The 18,006-nt window shown below is 64.6% G+C and carries 8 protein-coding genes; 1 reads left to right on the forward strand and 7 read right to left on the reverse strand.

Features of this window, described 5'->3' with window-relative positions; translation table 11 throughout:
- Positions 1-18 precede the first annotated feature (18 nt).
- From cueR to ACQ4WS_RS23765, 7 genes are all read right to left on the reverse strand, one after another.
- Entirely contained in the window at positions 19-438 is a 420-nt protein-coding gene (gene cueR, locus ACQ4WS_RS23735) for a Cu(I)-responsive transcriptional regulator (protein ID WP_436479459.1), read from the reverse strand.
- Positions 439-440: 2 nt separating this feature from the next.
- Positions 441-2,876: a heavy metal translocating P-type ATPase gene (locus ACQ4WS_RS23740; protein WP_436479460.1), complete on the reverse strand. Its 2,436-nt coding sequence runs from the start codon at positions 2,874-2,876 to the stop codon at positions 441-443.
- A 105-nt stretch (positions 2,877-2,981) separates the two neighbouring features.
- The gene (locus tag ACQ4WS_RS23745; protein WP_436479461.1) at positions 2,982-3,728 is read right to left on the reverse strand and encodes a FecR family protein; all 747 of its coding nucleotides are present in this window, start codon (positions 3,726-3,728) and stop codon (positions 2,982-2,984) included.
- On the reverse strand, positions 3,697-11,112 hold the full coding sequence (locus ACQ4WS_RS23750) for a YDG domain-containing protein (protein WP_436479462.1): 7,416 nt from the start codon (positions 11,110-11,112) through the stop codon (positions 3,697-3,699). The genes ACQ4WS_RS23745 and ACQ4WS_RS23750 overlap by 32 nt, the downstream gene beginning before the upstream one ends.
- Before the next feature lie 16 nt (positions 11,113-11,128).
- On the reverse strand, positions 11,129-12,739 hold the full coding sequence (locus ACQ4WS_RS23755; RefSeq protein ID WP_436479463.1) for a ShlB/FhaC/HecB family hemolysin secretion/activation protein: 1,611 nt from the start codon (positions 12,737-12,739) through the stop codon (positions 11,129-11,131).
- 189 nt (positions 12,740-12,928) lie between these two features.
- Positions 12,929-15,184, reverse strand: coding sequence for a CHASE2 domain-containing protein (locus tag ACQ4WS_RS23760; RefSeq protein ID WP_436479464.1), 2,256 nt, complete (start codon positions 15,182-15,184; stop codon positions 12,929-12,931).
- A complete protein-coding gene (locus tag ACQ4WS_RS23765) occupies positions 15,181-16,803 on the reverse strand; it encodes a GAF and HD-GYP domain-containing protein (RefSeq protein ID WP_436479465.1) in 1,623 nt (540 codons plus the stop codon). Before ACQ4WS_RS23765 ends, ACQ4WS_RS23760 begins: the two co-directional genes overlap by 4 nt.
- 198 nt (positions 16,804-17,001) lie before the next feature.
- On the opposite strand from ACQ4WS_RS23765, the gene ACQ4WS_RS23770 reads away from it, so the two are divergent.
- Positions 17,002-17,910 (forward strand): MBL fold metallo-hydrolase, encoded by a 909-nt coding sequence (locus tag ACQ4WS_RS23770; protein ID WP_436479466.1) that lies wholly within the window; start codon positions 17,002-17,004, stop codon positions 17,908-17,910.
- Positions 17,911-18,006 lie beyond the last annotated feature (96 nt).

Below are 18,006 nucleotides of genomic sequence, written 5' to 3' on the forward strand. Positions count from 1 at the left end.
CAGTTCCTTGGATTTATCTCAATGGCAACAGGGTTTCGCTTCCGCGTCACCGGCCAGCCCCAGGCTTTGCAGGATGGGGCAATCGGGCTTGTCGTCGCCGTGGCACGATTGCGCCAGGTGGGTCAGGGTATCGCGCATTTCCGTCAGTTCGGCGATGCGCTTATCGAGCTCGGCAACGTGCGCCAGGGCGATGCCTTTCACGTCCGCGCTGGCGCGCTGGTCGTTTTGCCACAGCGACAGCAGTTCGCGGATCTGCTCCAGCGAAAAACCCAGACCCCGCCCGCGCTTGATAAATCGCAAGGCGTGCAAGTCGTTCGGCGTGTAGATGCGGTAGCCCGCGTCGCTGCGCGCGCTGGGTTTTAACAATGAAATACTCTCGTAGTAGCGTATCATTTTTGCCGATATGCCCGTTTCGCTTGCCGCCTGGCCGATATTCATCCTTATTGCTCCTTGGTATCCGCGCTAGCTAAATGACTGCGGGCTTTCCAGCGCCGCAGCAACAGGGCATTACTGATCACGCTGACGGAACTGAAGGCCATCGCCGCGCCCGCCACCATGGGGTTGAGCAAGCCAAAGGCGGCCAGCGGAATGCCGATCAGGTTATAAATGAAGGCCCAGAACAGATTCTGCCGTATCTTGCTGTAGGTGCGGCGCGAGATATCGATGGCGTCCGCCACCAGGGCCGGATCGCCGCGCATCAGGGTGATGCCGGCCGCATGCATGGCCACGTCCGTGCCGGTCGACATGGCGATGCCCACGTCGGCGGCCGCCAGCGCGGGCGCATCATTGATGCCGTCGCCCACCATGGCCACTTTCGCGCCCTCGCCTTTCAGCGCGACAATTTTAGCGGTTTTATCGGCAGGCAGCATTTTCGCCGCCACCGTATCGATGCCCAGCAGCTTGCCGACGGCGTCCGCGCTGCCCTGGTTGTCCCCGGTCAACATCACCGTGCGGATGCCCAGGCTGTGCAAATGGGCAATGGCCGCCTGCGCGTTCGGCTTGACCTGGTCGCTGAAGGCAAACAGGCCCAGCAGTTCCGATCCCGACGCCAGCCACGAAATCGTGTTGCCCGTATTTTCCAGCGACAAGGCCTGCTCCGCCAAAGGCGTCATGTCCACCTGTAACTCCTGCATCAGGCGCGTACTGCCCAGTTTCAACTCCAGGCCATCGACATGGGCCGCCAGGCCGCGGCCCGGCAATGCCGACAGGCCCTTGGCTGGCAAGGGTTCGATGTGGCGTGCGGCCGCCGCATCCAGCACGGCCGTAGCCAGGCTATGTTCGCTTCCGCGCTGGATGCTGGCCGCCAGTTGCAACAGCCGCGCGTCCTCGATGCCATGCGCATGCAGGGCCGCCAGAGCTGGTTTGCCCACCGTCAAGGTGCCCGTCTTGTCGAACACGACGGTATTGACGGCGTGTGCCACTTCCAGCGCTTCCGCATCCTTGATCAGGATGCCGTAACGGGCAGCCACGCCCGTGCCAGCCATGATGGCCGTCGGCGTGGCCAGGCCCAGCGCACACGGGCAGGCGATGACCAGCACCGCCACGGCATTGATGATGGCGTTCTCCAGCTCGCCGGTAGCGAACCACCAGCCCAGCATGGTCAGCAGCGCCAGCAGCAGCACCACGGGCACGAAAATCGCGCTGACCTTGTCGACCAGATGCTGGATGGGCGCCTTGGCGGCCTGCGCGTCCTCCACCAGGCGGATGATGCGCGACAAGGTCGTCTCGCCGCCCACGGCCTGCGTGCGCACCAGCAACAGACCATCGGCATTGATGGCGCCGCCCGTGACCTTGTCGCCCGGATGCTTATCGACCGGCAAGCTTTCACCCGTGATCAGGGACTCGTTGATCTGGCTGGCGCCTTCCACCACCACGCCATCGACGGCCACCCGCTCACCAGGGCGGATGACCACCAGGTCGCCCACTTTGACCTGTTCCACGGGCAAGTCGATCTCGATGCCATCGCGCCGTACGCGGGCCGATTCCGGACGCAAGACTTGCAGCGCGCGGATGGCCGAGGCTGTCTGGCGCTTGGCGCGGCTTTCCAGCCATTTTCCCAACAGCACCAGGGTGATGACGACGGCTGACGCTTCGAAGTACAGGTGCGGCAGCATCTCGCCCGCCGTCAACCATTGATAGACGGACAAGCCATACGCGGCGCTCGTTCCCAGCGCCACCAACAAGTCCATATTGCCGCTGCCGGCGCGCGCCGCTTTCCAGCCCGCCTTGTAGAAGCGCGCGCCAAAGTAAAACTGCACGGGCGTGGCCAGCGCGAATTGCAGCCAGCCTGGCAGCATCAGGTGGATGCCGGCCCACTCGAGCAGCATGGGCAGCATCAATGGGAAAGCCAGCACGGCTGCGAACGCCACTTTCATGCCGTCGCGCTTGGGCGCGGCAGCGGGCGCGCTGGACTGGCTGGCGGCGGGCACCGTGGCGGCATAGCCAGCCTTGTCGATGGCGGCGATCAGGGTGCCCGCTTCCAGGCCGCCCGTCACCTTGATGCGTGCGCTTTCCGTGGCCAGGTTGACGCTGGCGGCCAGCACGCCCGGCACTTTCAGCACGGCTTTTTCCACCCGGCCCACGCACGAGGCGCACGTCATGCCGGCGATATTCAGGTCGATCTCGCGTTGCGCCACGCTGTAGCCGGCCTTTTCCACGGCCGCCTGCAAGGTCGCCAGGGGAATCGGCGTGCTGGACGTGACTTTGGCCACTTCGGTGGCCAGGTTGACGCTGGCCTGGCTCACGCCGGGCACGGCGGCCAGGGCTTTTTCCACGCGGCCCACGCACGAGGCGCAGCTCATCCCTTCAATGGCCAGCGCCTGCGCATGCGCGGCGGCGGAAGGGGAAGCGGCGGGAGCGAGTGCACTCTGGTTCATGGCAGATCCTGTACGATAGATTAACTAATGGGATCAGGATCTGCTTTCCCATGATGGGAAGGTCAAGCCCTATTTGCACTGTGTGCCGGGCTTGCTTGAAGACGCTTAGCGCACCACGCAGTCGATGGCGGCTGGCTTGCCGGAGCCAGCGGCAGGCCCCGTACCGGATGCCGTCGGCACAAAGGTTGGCGGCGGCGTGAACTGCATGCCGGGATTGACGGGCAGCAAGACGGGCGGCTGCCTGAAGTTGGGCGTAAAACCAAATTGCCCGGCGGAAAAATTACTCGTCCCCACTGGATTCGTCACATGGATCATGCCATCAAGCACCTGCACGTACAGGCCCGGCGCGGGCGCGGTGCGAGCCGTTGGCGTGCCCGGCAGCGATCCGAGCGCCACATACTCGGCAACAAACGTCGTGCCGCGAATGCCGATGGTGGCGGCCGGCGTCTTCATCTCGAAGCGCTCCTTGTTGCGCTTGCCCAGCAGCCCCGTGACGGAGCGCAAGCCCCCCTTGAGCAAGCTGAAGATAGCGTGATCGCCGTCGGGCTGCTCGGCCGTGTAGCTGAATTGCTCGATCACGACACTGGTATTCGGCTTCAGGGTGATTTCGCTATTGTCGATCAGCTTGATCAAGGCATAGGTTTCCTTTTCCGTCAGCAGGGTGTCGCCCTGCTCGACTTCGGACTTGATGGCCAGGATTTTCACCTTGCCATCCGCCTTCTTGACCATCAGCGGACCACTCAGTTGCATGACGGTACCGGCCACCTGTCCAGCCCAGGCATGCGCGCCCATGCACATCAGGGCCAGCCACAACAAGGCCTTAATTGCAGTAGGTTTTTTTAATAGAGTCATTGTCTCGGTATCCTGTTGATTTACCCGTGCCGCTGGCAACATCCTTGTCGTCCTTCACCTTGTCATCGGGCCTGGCTGACGGCATGGAAGCGAGCGGAGCGTTGGCACGGTCGGCTTGTTTGATGAAGCGCAAGGCATCGTCGATGGCGGCGCTGACGCCGGCATCGATGACGGGCTTGTCGCTGCTCGTGGCGGGCAGGAAGATGACGTCCGGCATGGCCACCGCGCCGTTCGGCGCCAGCAGGCTGACGTTGGCGCGCTGGCGGTTGACGCGCACGCCCGCTCCACCCGTGATGCTGCCCGCTTTCGCCAGCACGCTCATGCTGGCCGCTGCCGGCAAAGCGACGCTTGCCGTATCAGCAAAGCGCACATTGGCCCCAGCGCTGGCGCTGAAATTGCCGCCACCGAGGACCTTGGCATTGCCTTCGACGCGGATATCGCGTCCAGCCACCAGGCTGATGTCGCGCGCCGCCGCCAGCTGTGCGCCATCACCCAGCACCACGTCCGTGCTGGCATTGAGGGCGATGTCATTGCCCTCGATCTTGCCGTTGACGGTGACGGGGCTGTGCGCCGTCACGCTGACGTTACCACCATTCGCATTGATATTGCCAGCCGTGACACCGCCCGTGTTGTCGATGGCGATATTGCCCGCGCCCGTGGTCAGCGCTCCCAGGGTCAAGGTGCCCGGCGCCGAGGTATTGTTCAGCACAATGCCGCCGCCAGCACTATTACTGGCAGTAAAACTGCTTACCTGGTTGCCCGCATGGTCCAGAACGATGCCATGTTGCGCCTGCGCCGTCAGGCTGCTGGCGAGCAGCGTGCCGTCCTGGCCGATGGCGCCGTTCAGGGCGCTCAGTGTCACTTCGTTCGCCGCCAGGCTGGCGAAGCGCAAGTCGCCAGCCGCTTGCGTGATGGCCAGCTGGCCCGCCAGCCGGATGGCGCCGGCCGCCTGGCTGAAGCTGTTGGCGACGAGCAAGTTCCCGCTGCCGCTCAGCACGCCGCCGCCTTGCGCGTAACGGTCCGCCGACAGGCTGCCATTCAGCAGCAAGCTGCCGCCGCTGATTTCCAGGCCGGCTAGGCCGCTCAGTACGGAGAAGTCCAGCGCGCTTTCACCGAGGGTCAGGCTGCCGCCCGTCAACAGCAAGCCCGTTGCCGAATTCAGATTTTTCAACATGGTGCTGCCAGCCGCCGCGCTGTAAGTGACGATGCCCTTGCTGTTGCTAAAGTCGACAGCCAGCACGTTCGCGCCTTCCGGCACCACGCCGCCGTCCCAGTTGGCGGTATCGCTCCACAAGCCGTTGCCGCTGCCTATCCAGGTCGACAATTGTTTTTGCGCAATCGATGCCTGCGCCGTGCCGCCCGTCGTTTCCAGGGTGTAGTTGCCAGCATCGGCGCCTGCCAGACGGAAACCGCTGGCTATCACCATCTTGCCCGCGCCCGCATTCTTGTCGGCAAAACTGCCGCTGCCGCCCACCACGCTGACCACATCCTGGCCCAGCACGCCGTTCGCCGTGGCGTTGACCGTCGCGGAAGTCGTACCGTCATATACCTTGCCGGCGGCGCTCAGGCTTGCCAGGGTCAGGCTGGCGGGCGTAATGCTGGCCAGCAAGCCCGTCGGCAAGACGATAAAGTAATTGCCCGCATCGGCGCCCGTCAGCGCCGCGCCGCTTAGCTGCACGGCCTTGGCCGCGCCCACGTTCTTGTCTGCAAAGTTGGCCACTGCCGAGGCCACCAAACTGTCGCCGGCGACACGGTCATCACCCAGGCTCAACTGCGCGCCCGTCGTGCCATCATAGACCTTGCTGCCCACCACGCCGGACAGGTTCAGCGCGCGCGCCGCGATGTCGGCCGTGGTGCTACCCGCATTGCTGCTCAGCACATAGTTGCCTGCGTCGTCGCCACTCAGCGCCACGTTCGTGACAGAGACAGCCTTGCCGGCACCCGCATTCTTGTTGCCAAAGGCGGCATTGCCCACCACCGTCAGGGCGTCGCCCTGGATGCGGTCGTCGCCAAAGTGCACTTGCGCGCCCGTCGTGCCGTCATACGTCTTGTTGATGCCATTAACACTCACGTTCAGGGTGCGCGCCGCGATGTCGGCCGTGGTGCTACCCGCATTGCTGCTCAGCACATAGTTGCCTGCGTCGTCGCCACTCAGCGCCACGTTCGTGACATTGACAGCCTTGCCGCTACCCGCATTCTTGTTGCCAAAGGCGGCATTGCCCACCACCGTCAGGGCGTCGCCCTGGATGCGGTCGTCGCCAAAGCGCACTTGCGCGCCCGTCGTGCCGTCATACGTCTTGTTGATGCCATTAACACTCACGTTCAGGGTGCGTGCCGTGATGTCGGCCGTGGTGCTGCCAGCATTTCCGTTGAGCACGTAGTTGCCCGCATCGGCGCCCGTCAGCTGGCCCGTTGCCACCTGGTAATCGACCACTTTGCCGGTGCCCACATGCTTGTCGCGGAAACTGCCCAGCAAGCCGGTCATGCTGACCTGGTCACCCGTCACCAGACCTTCGAAGTAACCGTTCAGACCAGCTTGCAAGGTGCCGTCGTAGACGCGGCTTTGAGCGCCCGTGACGCCATAGTTCAGCACGCGCGCCGTGATATCGGCCGTGGTGCTGCCCGCATTTCCATTGAGCACGTAGTTACCCGCATCGGCGCCCGTCAGCTGGCCCGTTGCCACCTGGTAATCAACCACTTTGCCAGTGCCCACATGCTTGTCGCGGAAGCTGCCCAGCAAGCCGGCCATGCTGACCTGGTCGCCCGTTACCAGGCCTTCGAAGTAACCGTTCAGACCAGCGCGCAAGGTGCCGTCGTAGACGCGGCTTTGCGCGCCCATGACGCCATAGTTCAGCACACGCGCCGTGATGTCGGCCGTGGTGCTGCCCGCATTTCCATTGAGCACGTAGTTACCCGCATCGGCGCCCGTCAGCTGGCCCGTTGCCACCTGGTAATCAACCACTTTGCCGGTGCCCACATGCTTGTCGCGGAAGCTGCCCAGCAAGCCGGTCATGCTGACCTGGTCACCCGTCACCAGGCCTTCGAAGTAACCGTTCAGACCAGCGTGCAAGGTGCCGTCGTAGACGCGGCTTTGCGCGCCCGTGACGCCATAGTTCAGCACGCGCGCCGTGATATCGGCCGTGGTGCTGCCCGCATTTCCATTGAGCACGTAGTTACCCGCATCGGCGCCCGTCAGCTGGCCCGTTGCCACCTGGTAATCAACCACTTTGCCAGTGCCCACATGCTTGTCGCGGAAGCTGCCCAGCAAGCCGGCCATGCTGACCTGGTCGCCCGTTACCAGGCCTTCGAAGTAACCGTTCAGACCAGCGCGCAAGGTGCCGTCGTAGACGCGGCTTTGCGCGCCCATGACGCCATAGTTCAGCACACGCGCCGTGATGTCGGCCGTGGTGCTGCCCGCATTTCCATTGAGCACGTAGTTACCCGCATCGGCGCCCGTCAGCTGGCCCGTTGCCACCTGGTAATCAACCACTTTGCCGGTGCCCACATGCTTGTCGCGGAAGCTGCCCAGCAAGCCGGTCATGCTGACCTGGTCACCCGTCACCAGGCCTTCGAAGTAACCGTTCAGACCAGCGTGCAAGGTGCCGTCGTAGACGCGGCTTTGCGCGCCCGTGACGCCATAGTTCAGCACACGCGCCGTGATGTCGGCCGTGCCGTCCGCCGTCGTCGCGGCCAGGCTGTAGTTGCCCAGCTCGTTGCCGCCCAGGGCCAGGCCGCTGGCATGCACGGCCTTGCCGTTGCCTGCATTCTTGTCGAGGAAGGCAGCACTGCCGCTGATGCTGATGTTGTCACCCGTCACCACATTGCCCAGCACGAAATTGGCGCCGTCATAGCCCAGGGTGCCATCATAGATCTTGCCATTGCCGCCGATGCTCACCGTCAGCGCGCGCGGCGTGATGGCAAAGGTCGTCGTGCCGCCCAAGGTGATGTCGTACTTGGTCGACCACAGGCCCGTCGCCGCATAGCTGCCCACATTGCGCGCGTTGCTGCCGTAGCCGAGGCTGCCATTCACGCCGGCATCGCCGTCGAGTAGTCCCACATAGCCGATCGCACCGAGAAAGGTGGCCAGCTGGCCATCGTAGACCTTGCCAGTGGCGTTACCCGAGAGGTTCACTTGCAGCGGCTTCAGGAAAGCCTTCAGCATCGGCGTCGTATAGCCGTCGTAGATGCGCCACACGCTGCTGAAATTGTAGTCGTTGAAACTGCCTTGCTGCTTCATCTGCGCCGTGCTGCGGCCGCTGGAACCACCGCCACCGATTTGCACCAGCGAGGTGTCAGCATTGAAATAACCAAAGCTGAACGGGGAACCGTCAGCCACGCGGCCGGCGACCGCGCCCACGGCCGCATAGCCATTGCCAGTCACAGGACCGCTGCTGAAGACATGACTGACGCTGCCCGTACTTTCACCAACCAGCCCGCCCATGTTTTCCCAGGCCAGGATGGAATCGGCAGTGCCGGCCCGGCCCACGGCGCCGCTGGCATACGCATCATTGATGCTGCCGCCGTTCAGGCCCACCAGGCCGCCGATGCTGCGCGCGCCACTCACATTGCCGGTGGCATAAGACTGGCTCAGCGCGCCCTGGTTGTTGCCGACCAGGCCGCCGATCATTTCACGCGCCCCCGTCACCACGCCGGTGGCGTACGAGGTCGTGATGCTGGCGCCGGACGCGTTCCATCCCGCCAGGCCGCCGATGGCGCCGCCGCCATCGGCATTCACGCCGGTGACGGCGCCGCTGCTGGCCGACAGCGAGATGGCGCCGCCGTTGCTGCCCACCAGGCCGCCGACATTGCGCTGGCCGCTGACGGCCATGCTGCTGTTCACGCCATCGATGATGCCGCTGACGACCTCGCCCGCCAAAGCGCCCACGTTGGCCGTGCCGGCGACGCTGCCGCCGCTCAGGGTCAGCTTGCGCAAGGTGCCGCCCTGGACGGTGCCAAACAGGCCTGCCGCCGAACCAGGGGCCATGCTGCGGTCGATTTTCAAATTGCTGAGCGTAAATCCGGCGCCATCGAACACGCCGGAAAAGCCGCTGCCGCTGCTGCCAATCGGCACAAAACCCTGGCCATTGTTCCAGTTCACGGTGCCGCTGGCGTCGATATTGCCGGCCAGGCGATAGCTGTTGCCAAGGCCAAGGCTGGCGATGCCCTGCAAACCAAAAATATCGGCGAGCAGATACGGCGAAGAAACGCCGTCGCCGCCTGCCACGCGCAGGAAACTGGCGCCGCTACCGATGGAAAAGTTTCTGGCGCTGAACCCTGGCAGGGCCGCCGCATTTTGTACCCAGTTGCCGCCGTCGAGAGAAAAAGTGCCGTCCACCGTCACGGCGCCCGTGGCCGTGATGGTGGAAGCTGCATTGAGGTGCAGATCACCTGTCCTGGCGAGCGCATCCGATATCTGTATGCCGCCCGTGTTCGTGCCGTCGCCGATGCTCAGCTTCGCGGCCGAGATGCCAGCCAGTTCTGCCGCGTTCAAACTCAGGGCCGTACCCGATTTGGTGCCCAGGTCGATGCTGCGCGAACTGCTCAAGGGCTTGATGATCACCTTCGCGCCACCTGCCGTGCCGCCGAAATTGACCTTGCCGTTAATGCCGATATTATCTGCCTGCAAGGTCACCGTCTGGTCGGCGATTCCGCTGCCCAGCAACTGATTTCCGCTGCCAGTCAGGTCGATAGCACCGCCCTGGAAATTGCTGATCAGGCTCAGATGGCCGCTGCCGACATCGACCACGCCGGCGCCGCCTATGCTGGCGCCGGAAAGATAAACGCTACCGCCATTGCTGGTGATCGGCGCGGCCAGATTCACAAGCGAGCCAACGGCCCCAATGCTTCCCCTGCTGGCTTCATTGGCGAACAATCTGACGGCTCCGCCATTGGTGGTGATGGATGCGTTGACGTTGATCGTTTCGCCCGCCTGCGCCGTCAAGCCCACGCCTTGCTGGGTGATATTGACTGCGCTATTGAAATTGATGCGATGCGTTGCCTGCAGCGTAACGTTGCTGCTGGCGCTGGAAATCAGGTCAGCGCCGATGCTGGCGTTGCCGCTCGACGGCGCGTCGGCGAACTGGTCGACGTCGCCCAGTTGGCCGCCCGAACCGGCGACCACGGTGATATCATAAGGGTCGAGCAGCCAGTTGCCGCGCTTGCCATGCGCCGCGCTGGTATTGACGCGGATGCCGTCGACGGCCAGGTAATGGCCGGACGTTTCCACGAAGCCGCCGTCGCCGCCTTGCGCGCCGCCGCGCGCGGAAATGCTGCCGTGCACCTGGGCCGAGGCATTGCCCCAGGCGATGACCTTGCCGCCGTTGCCGCTGCTCACGGCATCGGCATGCACGCTGGCATCCTTGCCGACAAGCACCTGGCGCGCATTCTGCACGGCCGCGTTCTTGCCCTGGTAGTCGCCGCCCAGCAAGACCGTGCCGCCGCCCGTGCCGCCGCTGGCGTCGACCTTTGCATTGCCCAGCAAGCCCACCTGTTCGCCCAGCACCTGGATGTCGCCGCCCTTGCCCACCGCGCCCGTGGCACTGGTGACGCTGCCCGCTTCGAGCAGCGCCTTGCCGCTGGCCTTGAGCACGATCCTGCCATGCTCGCCGACGACGGCGCTATTCGCATTGAGCACGCCGCGCTGGCTGAGCAGCGCGCCGGCCATGCCGATGCTGCCGCCCTGGGCGATGATCTGGCCCAGGTTCAGGGCCTGGTCCGTGGGCGCCGAGACCAGCACGCGCAATTGCGGATTGCCGGGGTCGGCCAGCTGCACGCTGCGTCCGGCCGCCAGGATCACTTCGCCATTCGGCGCCGTGATGATGCCCGTGTTTTCCACGTTCGGCGCGATCAGCAGCACTTGCCCGCCCTTGCCCGCGTTGATGGTGCCCGCATTGCTCACCCCGCCGGCGACGCTGCCGGCCGTAAATTCACGCTTGCCGGAAAGGAAATCCGCATTCGACAGGCCCAGGCTGGAGGCCACCAGCCCGTTCACGTCCACTTTCGCGCCCTGGCCGAAGACGATGCCGTTCGGATTGATCAGGAAGACCTTGCCGTTCGATTCGAGCGCGCCCAGTATCTTGCTGGGATCTTGTCCCGTAATGCGGTTGAGTACGGCGCTATTGCCGTTTTGCTGGATGAAGCGCGTGATTTCGCCCGCATGGATGGAAAAGCTCTGCCAATTGATGATGGTGTTGGGCGTGTTCGTGATCGAGAAGATGTTGCCCTGCTGATTGAACGTCGCCTGTCCATGGACCACCTGCGGCAAAGCGGGGTTGGCCTGCGCCGCGCCGAAACAGCCGGCCAGCAGCAGCGCCGTGCGGCGCAAGGGTGGCGCAAAGGGTGGCGTCAGGATGAAAGCGGAGGCGTGCTGGACATGGTTGTGCATGGTGTTCATCCTGATACTAGTAGGCCAAGGCGAGGCGGAAATGCAGACGCTTGGCGCCCCGCTGTCCCGTGTCGCCGCCATTGACGACATGGGCGTAATCGAGTTGCAGATTGGCGTAGCGGCTCAACAGCAAACGCAGGCCGAGGCCGGCGCTGGCTATGCCTTGTGTAGCGCTTTCGCCGGGCAGCCCATGGTTGCGGCGCAGCCAGGCCGTGTCATAGAAGGCCAACGCGCGGCACTGGTAAGCGAGCGCCTGGCCGCACCAGTTCGGCGTGTACAGTTCCAGGTTCAGGTTGGCGCCCGTATCATTGGCCACCTCGCGCTCGGCAAAGCCGCGCACGGACGCGGCGCCGCCGGCGCCGAACTGCTCGCCCGGCACCAGCGCGTCCGGCGTGACTTGCGCATTGACCAGCGCGCGCCATTGCCAGTCGCCGGCCAGCACGCGCCCCGTGCTGGCGCTCAGGCGCAAGGTGTTGTAGGCCGCCTTGGCATGCGCGCGCACGCGGTCGAAATCGGCTTGCGCGCCGTGCTTGCCACCGGGAATGTTATGCGCGAACGTGACCGCCACGCTGGTCTCGCCCGTGGGCAAGGTCCAGTTGCCGATGTAGCTGACGCTGAGCGGATGCACCGTGACGTCGGCGCCCAGCTCCATGCCGAACAATTGCACGCTGTTGCGGTAAGCCTTGTAATCGACGCCGTACACAAGCTTGGCTTCGAAATCGCCGCTGCGGGCAAAGTTCTGGTTGTAGCGGATGCCGGCCATGCTGCCCTGGCCGCTGACGGCCAGATCAAAAATGCCGGCCGAGACGCTGCCCGAATCGACGGTCGAATAGCTGGCGAAAAAATCCATCGAGTCGCCCAGCGCATACAGCGGCAAGTGGTAGCCGGCGCCATACACGCGCACCTTGTCCGGCTTTTCCAGGCTGCTCGTGTATTGCAGGCTGGCGACATGGTCACGGCCAAACAGATTGGCATGCTGCAACACCACGCCCACGTGCGTTTTTCCCGTTTGCGCATTGCCCGTATTGTCGACATTGAGCATGGCTTTCCAGGGCTTTTCATCGGCCACCGTGACGATGGCGTCGATGGCGCCTGCCGGCTCGTCGGCTTGCAGGCGCACTTCGATCTTGCGCGCCGGGTTTTCGTTGGCCAGTTTCAGGCTTTGCGACAGGGCCGGCAAGTTCGGCGTCTCGCCTTCGCGCAGGGCGGGCAAGGCACGCCGCACGTTGGCCTCGTCGACGTACTCGTTGCCGCTGATGGCGACCTTGCCCAGCGGCGTTTGCAGTACGCTCAGGCGCACCACGCCGCGCTCCAGCTCCTGCTCGGGCAGTTGCACCTGCACGGCGCTGTAACCACGCTCGCGGTAAGCCGTTTCCAGCGCCTCGACGGCGCGGGCAATAGCGGAAAAATCGCGTTTTTCTCCTGTAAAGGGCGCCAGCAAGGCTTGCACCTGCACGGAGGTGAGCAGGGTATTGCCCTGGACGTCGAAGCGGCGGATCTCGAAGCGCGGCACGCCGTCTTCCTGCGTGGCAGGAATAGCTTCATCCATGGAAACGTCAGCGCCAGCGGTGCCGACGGCGAACAGCAGCGCGGAACCCGCAAGCAGGTGCACCAAACGATAGGTCATGTGAAGGATTTCTTGTGTAACCGGACAAGCACGCGGCCCGCAGGCGCCAGCGTGTCCGGCAATGGATTGAAGGCAAATTTTAGACGGCTTTTAGTTTCCAGTCAGAAATTTCTAACATTTCGCCCTGATTTTTATCGCAGCGCAACAAACAGTGCGCCATGGCTGGCATTTCCCGGCACGCTGGCCCGCCTATTTGTTGTGCAATTCTGTCACACCATCCCAGTCGGCAGGCGGCGGCGCATTGCGGTACTGCTCCAGGCGTGCCGCGTACAGGCGGTACAGGCCGTCGTCGGGAAAGTCCGCCTGCAAGCGGGCCAGTTGCGCGCCAGCCGCCGCCCAGTCGCGCGCGCGCAGCCGGGCCAGCACCGCATGCCAGCGCTCCAGCTGCGCCAGCTCGGCGGCAGGAGTAGCGGCCTGCAGGCAGCGCGGCTCGAAGATGGCCACCGCTTCCTGCTTGCCCAGCACCCTGATCCGGTCGAGCTCGCGGTACAGGACATCCGGGGTGGCCGCGCGCGTGGCCTCGCCCACCACGATCCCCACGCCATACAGCTTGCTGGCGCCTTCCAGGCGCGCGGCCAGGTTGACGCTGTCACCCATGACGGTATAGGCGCGGCGGATGCGCGAGCCCATGTCGCCCACATGCATGGGCCCCGTATTGAGGCCGATGCCGATGCGCAGCGGCGGCCAGCCGCGCGCGCAAAACTGCTGGTTCAACCGCGCCGTGCTGCGCTGCATCAGCAGGGCGCTGGCTACGGCGCGGCTGGCGTGATCGGCAAAGGCGACGGGCGCACCCCAGAACGCCATCACGGCGTCGCCGATGTATTTGTCCAGGGTGCCGCCATGGCTGTCGCGGATATCTTCCGACATGGCCGTCAGGTATTCATTGATGTATTCGCGCAGCGCGGCCGGCGCCAGCTGCTCGGAGATAGCCGTGAAACCGCGCACGTCGGCAAACAGCACCGTCAGTTCGCGGTTCTCGCCTTCCATGGTGTAGCGCTGTGGATCGTCGGCCATCTCGGCCACCAGCTCGGGCGCCACATATTCGCCGAAACGGGCTACCAGCGCGCGTCCCTTGCGCACCTCGAAGAAATAGCCCCAGGCCAGGTTGGCGATGAACAGCGCCAGGATCAGCAACAGCAGCACGGCGCCGCCCAGCACCAGGTCGTGCACGGCGTACAGGTACAGGTTGATGCCAATGGCGGCCGCCAGCGCGCCCAGCGTGGCCAGCATCACGCCGGCCGGCGGCAGCACGGCCAGAGCGCCGGCCAGCAGCAAACCAAACAGCACGATTTGCACCAGTTCGAGCGCCAGCGCGTAGTCGGGCCGCCCCTTGAAGCGCCCGTCGAGCATGGATTTGATCAGGTTGGCGTGCACCTCCACCCCCGGATACTCGGCATTCACGGGGGTGGCGCGGATATCGTTCAAGCCAGGCGCCGTGGTGCCCACCAGCACGAGGGCGCCCTTCAGCAGCGCGGGCGGCACCGTGCCGGCCAGCACATCGGACGCCGAGACATAGCGGAAGGCGCCGCCATCGGGGCCGCCCGCGCCGCGGTACTGCACCGTGGCCGTCAAGGCTTCGCCCACGGGTATCGCCAGCGCGCCGCGCGGCGTAAACAGCATGATGTGTTCGAGGCCGCCGCTGGCCAGTTCGCGCGCCGACTGGGTATCGGCCGTGCCCGTGAAACGGGGGGCGATGGCGCGCGCCTGCAGGTAGACGGCGACGGTGGCCAGCGACAGCGAAGGATAATAGCCGTCGCCGATGCGCTGCAACAGGGTCGAGGAACGCACGACGCCATCGGCATCGGTCAGCGCCGTGAAGATGCCGGCGCCTTGCGCGGCCGCCTGCAGGGGCGCGATATTGGCTTCGTAGCCGCGCGCCACGTAGGCCGTGACCGTGCGCCCGTTCAAATCGGCGACGGTAAAGGCGGGCCTGGGCAGCACACCCTTCCTTTGCTGCTCCGAGACGCTGTAGCCCAGCACCACGGGCTGGCCACGCATGGCCTCGGCAAACAGACCGTCGTAATCCATGGCCGGGCGCAGTTTTTCCAGCTGCGCCGGCAAGCCGGCCACGCCCGCCAGTTCGCCATGCGCCAGGCCTTGCAGCACGGCGTAGCCGGAACTGGTATCGGCTTCGGGAAACGAGATATCGAAGCCCAGCGCGGCCACGCCGTAATGGCCGGTGAGCTGGCGCACCAGGCGCGCCTGCACATCGCGGCTCCAGGGAAAACGGCCCACCCGGGCCAGGCTTTTCTCATCGATGTCGACGATGACGATGCGGCGGTCGAGCTGCGGCTTTTCCGCGCGCATGCGCCAGTCGCCCAGCATGGCGTCAAGGCGCGCGATGTTGTCATTGCCTGCCACGCACAGCACGGCCGCCGCCAGCGTCAGCAGTATGCCCAGCAAGCAGCGCGCCCCATGCTTGCGCCAGGCCAGCGACGGCTTCAAGGGGTATAGCCCGGAATAGCCGCCTCGTCGACGGCATCGATCTGGCTCGGATGCAAATGCTTCTCAGCGAAGGTCAGATAGACTTTGCTGCGGACGAAAACGTCGAACAGCTCCGGGTCGATATGCCCGTTCAGGCTAAAGTTACCCAGGATGCGCAGGGATTCGGACAGCGACTTGCCTTTTTTGTAGGGCCGGTCGCGCGCCGTCAGCGCCTCGAAAATGTCGGCAATCGCCATCAGCCGCGCCGGCACCGACATCTGCTCTTTCGTCAGCCCGCGCGGATAGCCCTTGCCATCCATGCGCTCGTGATGGCCGCCCGCGTATTCCGGCACCTTTTGCAGGTGCTTGGGCCACGGCAGCGCTTCAAGCATGCGGATCGAGACGCTGATATGGTTGTTGACGATGGCCCGCTCGGCCGCCGTCAGGGTGCCGGCGCGGATGGTCAGGTTTTCCGTCTCGTCGGCGTCAAGAAAATCGCGCAGTTCGCCGTCGGCCGCGCGCCAGCGGCGCCTGGCGATCTGCCGCACGCGCTCCTGGTCGGCCTGCGCCATGCTTTCGCCGCCGATGTTGACGCGCCGGATGAAGTCGCGCTCTTCGCGCAGCGCCGCCTGCTCCTGCGCCAGCGCGCAGGCGATGGCGTCCGTCTGCTGCGGCTGCGCCGCCTGCTGGCGCAGCGCCGCGATCTCGGCGTCGCGCAGCAGCACTTCGTAGCGCGTGTCGACCAGGGCGATACGGTCGAAAATGGTTTCCAGCTTGGTCGCCTTGTCGACCACGTGCACGGGGGTGGTGATCTTGCCGCAGTCGTGCAGCAGGCCGGCCAGCCACAGCTGCTTGCGCTCGTTGTCGCTGAGCCGGAAACCGGCCAGCGGCCCGCTGTCCGTCGCATGCGCGGCGTCCGCCAGCAGCATCGTCAGCTCGGGCACGAACTGGCAGTGCCGCCCCGTGTACGGCGACTTTTCATCGATGCCAATATTGATCAGGGTAACCAGCGATTCGAGCAGCTCTTCCAGCTGCGCAATGAGCAATTGATTCGTCAGCGCCACGCCCGCCTGCGCGGCCAGCGCCTCGATGAAGCGCTGGTCGGTGGAAGAAAAGGCGCGCACCTGGCCCGTCTCGCCATCCTTGGCATTGACCAGCTGCAGCACGCCGATCAACTCGCCTTCGTGGTCGCTCATGGGCACCGTCAGGATCGATTGCGTGTGGTAGCCGTGGTGGCGATCGAACTCGCGCATGCCGGAAAAGTTGAAGCCCTCGTCGCGGTAGACGTCGGCGATATTCACGCTGCGGCGCAGATTCGCCGCATACGCGGCCACCGACGCCAGATTGGGCTGGCCCGCGCCATCGAACAAGGGCACGCCCGGCAAGCCCATGTCGGCTCCCTGCGCGATGCCCAGGCTGTCATTGACACTGATGTCGAAGGCCAGCTGGCGGCCCTCGGCCATGGGCCGGTACAGGGTAGCGCCATCGGCGCCGCTCATGCTTTTTGCCAGCAGCACGATGCGCTGCAACAAGGCGCCGATATCGTGTCCCTCGCCGCCCAGGCCGTGGCCGAGCGCGACACTGAGTTCGGTCAATTGCTCCAGTCTGTGGGCGATTTTCTCAGGGTGCAACTGAGGCATGTTGGTGGCAATCAGGTAATGGACAAGCAAAAAAGGGGAAGTCGGCAAGCGCCAGTGTAACGGCCACCCTGCGCACTGTACATTACTTAGTTACAACAAAATGAAATAACTTGCCGTATAGCAACACGTAGAAATGTTGCCGCCAATCTCATTAATTAGAATAGAATTAACAATAATTACACCGTAACAAGGTACTGAATGAAATTCACGTTCAGGGGCGTGCGCGGCTCCATCCCCTCTCCCGGCCCGCGCACGGCGCGCTATGGCGGCAACACCACATGCATCGAAGTGCGCACCGACAACGATAGCCTGATCATCCTCGATGCGGGCAGCGGCATCTTCTCGCTGGCGCAGCAACTGCCGCCCGGCTTGCCGGTCGACGCGCACGTCTTCATCACGCACAGCCACTGGGACCACATTCACGGCTTGCCCATGTTTTCGCCCCTGTTCGTGGCCGGCAACCGCATGCGCCTGCACGGCGCCCACGATGCGGTCGCCGGACGGGGCATCGAGCACGTGATGGCGGTGCAGCTGCAAAACAGCTATTTTCCTGTCAGCGAAGCGGCCATGGCGGCCTGTATCGAGTACCACACGCTGGCGCCCGGCGAAACCGTCGAAGTAGACGGCGCGCGCGTGCGCGGCGCGGAAATGAACCACCCGGTGGCCAACCTGGGCTACCGCATCGACTGCGGCGGCGCCTCGCTATTTTTCAGCGGCGACCATGAACCGTTTTACAACCTGCATCCGCCCGGCCACGCCGAGCATGCGGCCTGCGCGGCGCGCAATGCGCAGCGCCAGGCCGGCATCGACGCAGTGGTCGCCGGCGTCGATGCGCTGATCATGGATTGTTCGTACACCCGCGAGGAATACACGAGCAAGCAGGGCTGGGGCCACGGCACCTTCGACGCCGCCTTCGACCTGGCCCTGCGCTGCGGCGCGCGGCGCCTGTACTGCACCCACCACGAACCGACCCGCAGCGACGAGCAGCTCGAAGCCGTGTTTGCCGACGTAATGGGCCGCTATGCGAGCCGTCTGGACGGCCTGCAGGTGTTCCTCGCCTATGAGGGGCTCACGGTGGAACTGGCCGGCAATCGAGTAGGGGGCTGAGTTACCTCAGCCGCCCTCTCACACCACCGTACGTGCGGTTCCGCATACGGCGGTTCATTTCACAAGCTGGAAGCGCTGCTGGGTGTCCAGCAGCGA

The sequence above is a fragment of the Janthinobacterium leeuwenhoeki genome (assembly GCF_051380795.1).
GTDB lineage: Bacteria > Pseudomonadota > Gammaproteobacteria > Burkholderiales > Burkholderiaceae_D > Janthinobacterium.

Coding starts and splice junctions, on each gene's coding strand:
- cueR (WP_436479459.1), bottom strand. CDS start 438: ATGAATATCGGCCAGGCGGCAAGCGAAACGGGCATATCGGCAAAAATG.
- ACQ4WS_RS23740 (WP_436479460.1), bottom strand. CDS start 2,876: ATGAACCAGAGTGCACTCGCTCCCGCCGCTTCCCCTTCCGCCGCCGCG.
- ACQ4WS_RS23745 (WP_436479461.1), bottom strand. CDS start 3,728: ATGACTCTATTAAAAAAACCTACTGCAATTAAGGCCTTGTTGTGGCTG.
- ACQ4WS_RS23750 (WP_436479462.1), bottom strand. CDS start 11,112: ATGCACAACCATGTCCAGCACGCCTCCGCTTTCATCCTGACGCCACCC.
- ACQ4WS_RS23755 (WP_436479463.1), bottom strand. CDS start 12,739: ATGACCTATCGTTTGGTGCACCTGCTTGCGGGTTCCGCGCTGCTGTTC.
- ACQ4WS_RS23765 (WP_436479465.1), bottom strand. CDS start 16,803: ATGCCTCAGTTGCACCCTGAGAAAATCGCCCACAGACTGGAGCAATTG.
- ACQ4WS_RS23770 (WP_436479466.1), top strand. CDS start 17,002: ATGAAATTCACGTTCAGGGGCGTGCGCGGCTCCATCCCCTCTCCCGGC.